Source organism: Actinosynnema sp. NPDC059335 (assembly GCF_042752395.1).
In the GTDB taxonomy this organism is placed as follows: domain Bacteria; phylum Actinomycetota; class Actinomycetes; order Mycobacteriales; family Pseudonocardiaceae; genus Actinosynnema.
Window position 1 is genome coordinate 1,729 of the sequence record NZ_JBHYXZ010000235.1, and the last position, 8,136, is coordinate 9,864.

5 protein-coding genes and 1 pseudogene are annotated in these 8,136 nt (G+C 72.3%); 1 reads left to right on the forward strand and 5 read right to left on the reverse strand.

Annotation, left to right across the window (positions count from 1 at the left end; translation table 11 throughout):
* Positions 1–21: 21 nt before the first annotated feature.
* Complete coding sequence (locus tag ACFXGA_RS38090) at positions 22–282, reverse strand: hypothetical protein (protein ID WP_378097366.1); 261 nt, start codon at positions 280–282, stop codon at positions 22–24.
* Positions 279–1,091 (reverse strand): phytanoyl-CoA dioxygenase family protein, encoded by an 813-nt coding sequence (locus tag ACFXGA_RS38095; RefSeq protein ID WP_378097369.1) that lies wholly within the window; start codon positions 1,089–1,091, stop codon positions 279–281. The genes ACFXGA_RS38090 and ACFXGA_RS38095 overlap by 4 nt, the downstream gene beginning before the upstream one ends.
* 70 nt (positions 1,092–1,161) lie before the next feature.
* Here ACFXGA_RS38095 and ACFXGA_RS38100 point away from each other — a divergent pair, with 70 nt between their 5' ends.
* Complete coding sequence (locus tag ACFXGA_RS38100; protein WP_378097372.1) at positions 1,162–1,929, forward strand: helix-turn-helix transcriptional regulator; 768 nt, start codon at positions 1,162–1,164, stop codon at positions 1,927–1,929.
* A 93-nt stretch (positions 1,930–2,022) separates the two neighbouring features.
* Here ACFXGA_RS38100 and ACFXGA_RS38105 read toward each other — a convergent pair.
* From ACFXGA_RS38105 to ACFXGA_RS38115, 3 genes and pseudogenes are all read right to left on the reverse strand, one after another.
* A pseudogene (locus ACFXGA_RS38105) lies at positions 2,023–3,363 on the reverse strand (RICIN domain-containing protein); the annotation flags it as partial.
* Between the two features lie 25 nt (positions 3,364–3,388).
* The gene (locus ACFXGA_RS38110; protein WP_378097375.1) at positions 3,389–5,092 is read right to left on the reverse strand and encodes a ThuA domain-containing protein; all 1,704 of its coding nucleotides are present in this window, start codon (positions 5,090–5,092) and stop codon (positions 3,389–3,391) included.
* A 25-nt stretch (positions 5,093–5,117) separates the two neighbouring features.
* Positions 5,118–7,946, reverse strand: a complete 2,829-nt coding sequence (locus ACFXGA_RS38115; RefSeq protein ID WP_378097378.1) for a PQQ-dependent sugar dehydrogenase — start codon at positions 7,944–7,946, stop codon at positions 5,118–5,120.
* Positions 7,947–8,136 lie beyond the last annotated feature (190 nt).

Consider the following 8,136-nt stretch of genomic DNA (forward strand, 5'->3'; position numbering starts at 1 on the left):
GCCCCGGCCGGACCACGCCGGTCACTCCAGCTTCTCGAACAGGAACTCGTGCTTGAGGAACGAGGTGTCGTACTCGTGGCCGGGGTGCGGCGGGAGGAGCTGGGACGCCTGGAAGAGCCGCCAGCCGTCGCGCAGGGCGTCCGTCCCGGTGCGGTAGGGCGGCTCGTCGCCGTCCCCGGTGGTGGGAGTGGTGCGGCCGGTGCCGTCGTAGGACGACCAGGCGACGACCCGGTCGTCCAACGTGGACGAGGCCAGGTACAGGATCAGGACCCGTTGCCTCACGCGGTCCTCCCGGGGCGGTTGTGCACGCGGGTCACCCAGCGCTCGACGTCGAACGAGTCGTCACCGGTCAGCGCCCGCCACAGCAGGACCCGGTTGTAGACCTCCAGCCGCGCGGTCGCCTGCTCGTACCACGGGTAGGTCGCCGACAGCTCGGTCACCACGGCGGGGTCGTCCAGGTCGTCGGTGTCCCACAGCCGCACCTGGCGGACCGTCGGGTTGAACCTGATCTTGAACATGTACCTGCGGCGGGCCGAGTCGTTGCGCCGCCCGCCGTGCCAGATCCCGTGGTGCAGCAGCAGGACCGTGCCGGCGGGGCAGGTGAGCCGGATCTGGCCGCACAGGTTCTGGTAGCGCCCGGTGTCGCTCTCGTTGGTCTGGCGGAGGTGGCTGCCGGGGACGAGGTGCGTCCCGCCCATGTCCGCGGTGACCTCGTGCGGGTAGTACATGAGCTGCACGTCGAACGCGTCCCGGCGGGTGTCGATGATCGCGTCGCCGTGCAACGGCTGGGCCGCGCCCTCGTGCGGCTCGCGGACGTGGACGGCGACGTGGTCGACGGTCGGGTCCGGGCCGACCAGGCCGCGCAGCGCGCCGGCGACCGGCGGGAGGTCGACGAGGCGGCGGGCGAAGGAGTGCTCCCCGAACGCCTCGCCCAACGGGGTGCCGTACGGCACCGCCGGCACGCCCTCGGCCATGGCGCGCACGGCGCGGGCGTTCAACTCCTCGGGCACGACCGCGTCGAGGCGCAGGAATCCCTGTGCCGCGAAGCGCGCCATCAGCACCGAGGAGAGCAGGTGGCTGCTGGTTCCCATTCCCCAGACGGTAGGCACGACCTGCGGTCGTGTCGTGGGTCGCAGTCACCAATACTGGTACGTTCTCACCATGCGCGAGGTGGCGGTGTCACTCGGCGAACCGCCCTCCGTGGTCAACCTCGGGGTGGCCGTGCACGGCGTCGCCGGTCGCCGCGACGAATTCCTCCTGCCCGACCTGTGGCAGCTGCACCTGTACGGCTACGAGGCGGACCTGGCGGTGGCCGGCGCCCCGCACCCGATCCGGCCGGGCCACGTGAGCCTGGTGCCGCCGGGCACGCGGGTGGTGTACCGCTACCGGGGCCGGTCCGAGCACCTGTACGCCCACCTCCGCCTGCCGGGGACGGGGGAGGTGTCGACCGTGCCGGTGGTGCAGGACGCGGGCGTCGAGGCGCCGCGGCTCGCGGACCTGCTGCGGCACGCCATCGCCGCCGCGCCGGTGACGCCCACCGCGGCGGTGGCGGACGTGTGGGCGGTGCTGTGGCGCGTGGTGGGTCTGGCGTCGACCGGGAGGGTGGGGAGGCCGCACGCCGCCGTCGCCCGTGCCGTCGCGCACGTCGAGGCGAACCTGGCCGCACCGCTGACCGTGCCCGCCATCGCCGCCGCCGCGGGCGTGTCGCACAACCACCTGATCCGGCTGTTCCGCGCGGAGACCGGCGACACCGTGGTCGCCTACATCCGGCGCCGCCGCCTGGAACGCGCCCGCCACCTCCTGCGTGAGTCGACCCTGCCGATCCCGGCGGTGGCCGCCGCGGTGGGCTTCGCCGACCTCCAGGCGTTCAACAAGGCGTGCCGCCGCGAGTTGGGCGCGTCACCCCGCGCGGTGCGCGCCGGCCGGTGATCCCTCATCCCGCCCGCGGTGGTGCGGGGAACGGTGGGACCGTCCCCCGCACCACGGCCGGCTCGTCTCGGCCGGCTCATCGCGGTCGGGTCAGAACTGGGACAGGAACCTCCACGCCTCCGTCTTGGTCCACGTCCGGGTGCCGTCCTCGCAGCCGCTGCACCCGTCGACCGGGCCCGGGCCGTGACCGCCGTCGAACGCCGCCCACTGCACCGGGTAGCCGGCGCGGCAGGAGTACGTCGTCGTGATGTGGGTCCGGCTGCCCGCCGCGGGCTCGCGGGGGCTCTGCGCGGCGCAGCCGTTGTTGCGCACGAACGTGTCGCGCAACGACCGGCCCGCCGAGATGTTCAGCACGTTGTCCGAGATGCCGTGGATGCCGAAGTACGCGACCGGCTGCGTGCCGCCGGCGCACCCGCTGAGCTGGGCCCCGGAGTACACCACGACCGCCCGGAACACCGTCGGCCGGGCGCACGCCAGCGCGTAGCTCATGCCGCCGCCGTAGCTGAAGCCCATCGCGAACCGCTGCGTCTGGCTGACGCACAGGTCGCCCTCGATGCGCCGGATCATGTCGTCGACGAACGTGACGTCCTCACCGCCGGAGTTCGCCCAGCCGTTGCCGAACCCCTGCGGCGCCACCAGGATGGCGCTGTTGTTCGACTGTTCCTGCATCCCGTAGTACGCCCACGACGCGCCGCTCGTCCCGCCGGAGGCGACGTCGTTCATCGTGCCGCCGCGCCAGTGGAACCCGAAGATCAGCCGGTACGGCCGGTTGTTGTCGTAGCCGGACGGGATCCGCAGGATGAAGGTGCGGCTCTTGCCGTTGCTGGTGATGGTGTGCGTGCCGCTCGTCAGCGTCGGGGCCTTGCCGCAGCCCGAGCCGCCCGGCGGGTTCGTGCCGCCGATCGCCACCAGCTTCCACTGCTGGTTCGCGCCGCCGGTGTCGCCGTACTGCACCACGGGCGCGCCGTCCGCCGTGGACGACCCCTGCACCTCGACCGCCTTGCCGCTCTGGCGGTTGATGAGCCGCACGTTGCCGTCGGACGAGTCGGCGAGCCGGAACTGCTGGTTGACGCCGCCGTGGTCGGTCCACTGGATGATCGTCGCGCCGTCCGCGGTGCTCGCGCCGTTGACGTCGAGCACCTTGCCCGAGTGCCGGGCGCGCAGCTTGTAGTACCCGCCGCCGGCGTCCACGAACTGGAACTGCTGGTTCGTCCCGTCGTGGCGCGACCACTGCTGGACCGCCGCGCCGTCCGCGGTGCTGTTGGCGGACACGTCCAGCGCCTTGCCGCTGTTGCGGTTCACCAGCACGTACCACGCGGCCGGGTCCACCGTCGCGGCCGACGCCGCCGGCGCGCTCACGGCCGTGACCAGGCCGACCGCGAGGAGCGCCGCGGCGGCCGCACCGAGCGCCCGTGTCGTGGGCAGTCTTCTCATCTCGTCCTCCTCTGGGTGAGCGGCATCAGGGCAGGGTCCAGCGCTGGTTGGCGCCGCCGTGGCAGCTCCAGATGATCAGCTGCGTGCCGTCGGCCGAGCTGCCGCCGTTCGCGTCCAGGCACTTGTTCGCCTTGGCGTTGACCAGCGAGCCGTTCGCACCGGCCGTCCAGTTCTGGCTGGTGCTGCCGTTGCAGGTGCGCAGCTGCACGGCCGTGCCGTCGGCGGTGCCGCCGTTGGCCGTGTCCATGCACTTGCCCAGCGACCGCAGCGTCGAGCCGTTCACGGCCCACGTCTGGTTCGCGCCGCCGTGGCACGTCCAGAGCTGGATCTTCGCGCCGTCCGCGCTGCTGTTGCCGCTGACGTCGACGCACTTGCCGGTCGACGAGCGGATCGGCCCGCTGCGCGGGGTGGTGGTGCCCAGTTCCTTGATCCGCACGTTGCGGAACGACACGTCGTCGCCGGTGCCGTTGTTCTGCAGGCCGATGTGCCCGGAGGTCAGCGACCGCACGGGGTCGGTGTTGGTGAAGTCGTTGATCCTGACCCCGTTGAGGAACACCTGGAGCCGTTCGCCCTCGACGAGCAGCTCGTAGGTGTTCCACTCCCCCGGCGGGTTCAGCGCCGCGTCCCGGGCCGCGGTGTCCGCGCCCTTGAACCCGTAGACCGCGCCGGTCGTCCGGTCGGCCGCGTCGCTGGCGTCGATCTGCACCTCGTAGCCGTTGGCCGCCGCCGAGTTCGGGTCCGTGCTCGGCGGGAAGCCGAGGAACACGCCGGAGTTGCCGTCGCCGGCGAGCCGCCAGTCGAGCTTGAGCGAGTACGAGCGGAACTCCTTGGCGCTGTACCAGTACAGGCCGGGGCCGCCGAACGAGCTGAGCGTGCCGCCGCTCGCGGTGAACCCGCCCGGACCGGCCTGCGACCAGCCGGTGGTGGCGCTGGTGAACAACCCGGTGTACCCGGTCTCCGGGCGGCAGTCGGCCTTGGTCCGGTTGGCCGCGTAGCGGATGCCGCCCAGCAGCATGGCGCGGAACGCGGGCTCGGCGAAGCCGGACTGCGAGTGGCCGCCGCCGGTGTAGAACGAGCGCCCGCCGCCGACCGTCTTGCACCAGGTGTGCGGGTGGTCGGCCCCCATCGAGCCGCCGGAGTAGGTCGACTCGTCCAGGGTGGCCAGCACCCGGGCCGTGGACCGGGGGTTGGTCCGGAAGTTGTACCACTCGTCGGTGCGCACCCACGCCTGGTCGAGGTGGGCGGTGGCGGCGTGCGCGCGGTTCTCCACGCGCACCGTCGCCTGCTGGATGGCCGGGTGGGACGCGAAGTACGCGCCCACCAGCTCGCCGTAGAACGACCAGTCGTACTCGGTGTCCGAGGCCGAGTGGACGCCGACGTACCCGCCGCCGCCCCGGATGTAGGACTCGAACGCGGCCTGCTGGTTCCCGTCGAGGACGTCACCGGTGGTGTTGAGGAACACCACCGCCTCGTAGCGGGCGAGGTTGGCGGCGGTGAACTGGCTCGCGTCCTCCGTCGCGGTCACGGTGAAGTTGTTGGCCGCGCCCAGGTCGCGGACCGCCTGGGTGCCGGCCGGGATCGAGTCGTGGCGGAAGCCCGCCGTCTTGGAGAACACCAGCACGTCGTACGGCGCGTCGGCGGCCGTCGCCGGCGGTGTCCCGATCACGGTGCAGGCGAGGAGCGCCGCGGCGGTCACGCCGAGCGCCCGTCTCGTGGGCAGAGTGCTCATCTCGTCTTCCTCCGGGAGGACGGCATCAGGGCAGTGTCCAGCGCTGGTTGGTGCCGCCGTGGCAGCTCCAGATGATCAGCTGCGTGCCGTCGGCCGAGCTGCCGCCGTTCGCGTCCAGGCACTTGTTCGCCTTGGCGTTGACCAGCGAGCCGTTCGCGCCGACCGTCCAGTTCTGGCTGGTGGCGCCGTTGCACGCCCACAGCTGCACGGCCGTGCCGTCGGCGGTGCCGCCGTTGGCCGTGTCCATGCACTTGCCCAGCGACCGCAGCGTCGAGCCGTTCACGGCCCACGTCTGGTTCGCGCCGCTGTTGCAGGTCCAGAGCTGGATCTTCGCGCCGTCGGCGGAGCTGGCCCCGTTGACGTCGACGCACTTGCCGCTCGCGCCGGTGATCGCGCCGGCGCGGGTGCCGGTGGACGTGCCGAAGGTGAACGCGTCCAGGTCGAACAGGTAGCCCGTGCCCGTGCCCGAGAACGTGAGGTACAGCGTGCCGGTGGTGCTCGGCACCGACGTCAGGGACGCGGACACCTCGGTGAACACCTCCCAGCCGCCGGTCACCGGGACCGTCGCGGAGCCCAGCGCCGGACCGGTCGGCGACCCCGTGCGGACGGTCAGCGTGCCGCCCGCGCCACCCGACGACACGCGGGCGGTGAACCGGTTCGCGCCGGTCAGGTTGTAGGTCTGGAACGCGATCCAGTCGCCGTTGTGGATGTCGCCGACCGTGCGCCCGCCCTCGGCCGCCGTCTTGTCGTACAGGGCGGTGCCCGACTGGGACGTGTGGTGCTCGGCCTGGCGGTGCCGCGGCTGGAGGATGTTCTGGGTGTGCGTCGTCGCCGGCGGCACGCCGTTCGCGCCCTGGTCGGTGTACTCGGCGTCGAACACGGCGAACAGGTTCGCCGCCGAGTCGTGCTCGCCGTCGACCGGGATCTGGAGCGTGCCCGAGCAGCCGGTGCTCGACGTGATCGGGTGGCCGTGGCTGTCGTGGCCGAGGATGTAGGACAGCTTCACCCTGGTGCAGTCGATCGCGCCGTCCTCGGCGTCGGTGACCGTGATCGTGTACGGCACGGTGTCGCCGAAGCTGAACAGCGACCCGTTGGCCGGGGTGTTCAGCGTGACCACGGGCGCGCTGTTGCCCACCGTGATCACCACGTTGGTGCTGCCCGTCAGCCCGCTCGGGTCCTTCACGGTCAGCGTGACGGTGTACTGGCCGTTGGCGGTGAACGTGTGGCTGGGGTTGGCCGCGGTGGACGTGCCGCCGTCGCCGAAGTTCCACGCGTAGGTCAGCGCGCCGCCCTCGGGGTCGGTCGAGCCGGCCGAGGAGAACGCCACGGTCAGCGGCGCCGCGCCGGACGTGCGGTCGGCGGAGGCGGACGCGGTCGGCGCGCGGTTGTTGCCGCCGCCGATGTACTCGATGCGGTAGAGCGCCGAGCTGGCGTCGCCGCTGCCCCAGCCGGTGCCGTAGTCGAGCACGTACAGCGCGCCGTCCGGGCCGAACGCGGCGTCCATCACCTGGGTGCCGCGCCACGGGAAGTCGCCCACCGTGCCCGGCGAGCCGTCGGGGTTGACGTCGATGGTCTTGATCCAGCGGCGGCCGAACTCGGTGGCGAACACGTGCCCGTCGAGCGAGGCCGGGAACTTGACCGTGGACGGGTTCGACGCGTCGTACCGGTACACGGGCGCGCTCATCGGCGACTCGGACCCGCAGCCGAACGCGGCGAACGAGCAGTTGTCGTACTTGATCCACGCCGGGCGCGCGGCGGGCAGGTTGGTCAGGCCCGTGTTGTTGGGCGAGTTGTTGACCGGCGCGGCGCAGTTGAACCGGCTGCCCGACGGGCCGCTCGGGAACGTGTAGTCCACGTAGGTCTCGTTGGTGGTGTTCCCGCCGGTGCAGTAGGGCCAGCCCATGTTGCCGGCCGACGTGATCCGGTTGAACTCCACCTGGCCGGCGGGGCCGCGCGAGGCGTTGGTCGAACCCGCGTCGGGGCCGTAGTCGCCGAGGTAGATCGTGCCGGTGGCCTTGTCCACGTTGAACCGGAACGGGTTGCGCAGGCCCATGACGTAGATCTCGGGCCGGGTGCGGGCGGTGCCGGGCGGGAACAGGTTGCCGGCCGGGATCGAGTACGTGCCGTCCGCGTTCACCTTGATCCGCAGCACCTTGCCGCGCAGGTCGTTGGTGTTGCCGGCGGTGCGCTGCGCGTCGTAGGCCGGGTTGCGGCCGGCGCGCTCGTCGATCGGGGTGTACCCGCCGGAGTCGAACGGGTTGGAGTCGTCGCCGGTCGACAGGTAGAGGTTGCCCGCCGCGTCGAAGTCGATGTCACCGCCGACGTGGCAGCACATGCCCCGGCTCGTCGGCACCTCCAGCACGGTGACCTGGCTCGCGGTGTTCAGCGTGAAGTCCGCGTTGAGGGTGAACCGGGACAGCCGGTTGACCCCGTTCCAGGCCGAGAAGTTCGTGCCGGTGGACGGCGCGTCGCCGGCCGGCGTCGACAGCGGCGGCGCGTAGTACACGAACACCTGGCGGTTGGTGGCGAAGTTGGGGTCCGCCGCGATGCCCTGCAACCCCTCCTCGTCGTGGGTGTAGACCGGGATGGTGCCGATCACGCTGGTGGTGCCGGCCGCCGTGGTGCGGCGGATCGTGCCGTTGCGCGAGGTGTGCAGCACCGAGCGGTCCGGCAGCACGGTCATCGACATCGGCTCGCCCATCTCGGCGACGCCCTTGGCCAGCTCGACCTGTTGGAACTCGGCCGGGTTGACCGTGTGCGCGGACGCGGGCGGCGCGGCGCCGCCCGTCAGGGCCGCCGTGGCGGCGACGGTCAGCAGGGCGGCGGAGGCCGCCGCGTGGAGTCGTCTTCTCATGCGGGTCATACCTTCATCTCGGTCGCGCGCGGCGCGCACGGCTCGCTGTGGCGGGACGGCTCGCCTGCCGCCGTTGGCAGGGCCTCGTCCCGCGCCGGGCGGGGCGCCCGGCGAGGTCGTCCACGGCAGGGCCGCCCGGCGCGGCACCGCCCCCGGGACACGCCGGAAAACGAGCACGCACGCCACAGCA

Bases quoted from the DNA above. Each gene is read 5' to 3' on its own strand.
- ACFXGA_RS38095 (WP_378097369.1), bottom strand. From the start codon at position 1,091: ATGGGAACCAGCAGCCACCTGCTCTCCTCGGTGCTGATGGCGCGCTTC.
- ACFXGA_RS38110 (WP_378097375.1), bottom strand. From the start codon at position 5,092: ATGAGCACTCTGCCCACGAGACGGGCGCTCGGCGTGACCGCCGCGGCG.
- ACFXGA_RS38115 (WP_378097378.1), bottom strand. From the start codon at position 7,946: ATGAGAAGACGACTCCACGCGGCGGCCTCCGCCGCCCTGCTGACCGTC.
- ACFXGA_RS38100 (WP_378097372.1), top strand. From the start codon at position 1,162: ATGCGCGAGGTGGCGGTGTCACTCGGCGAACCGCCCTCCGTGGTCAAC.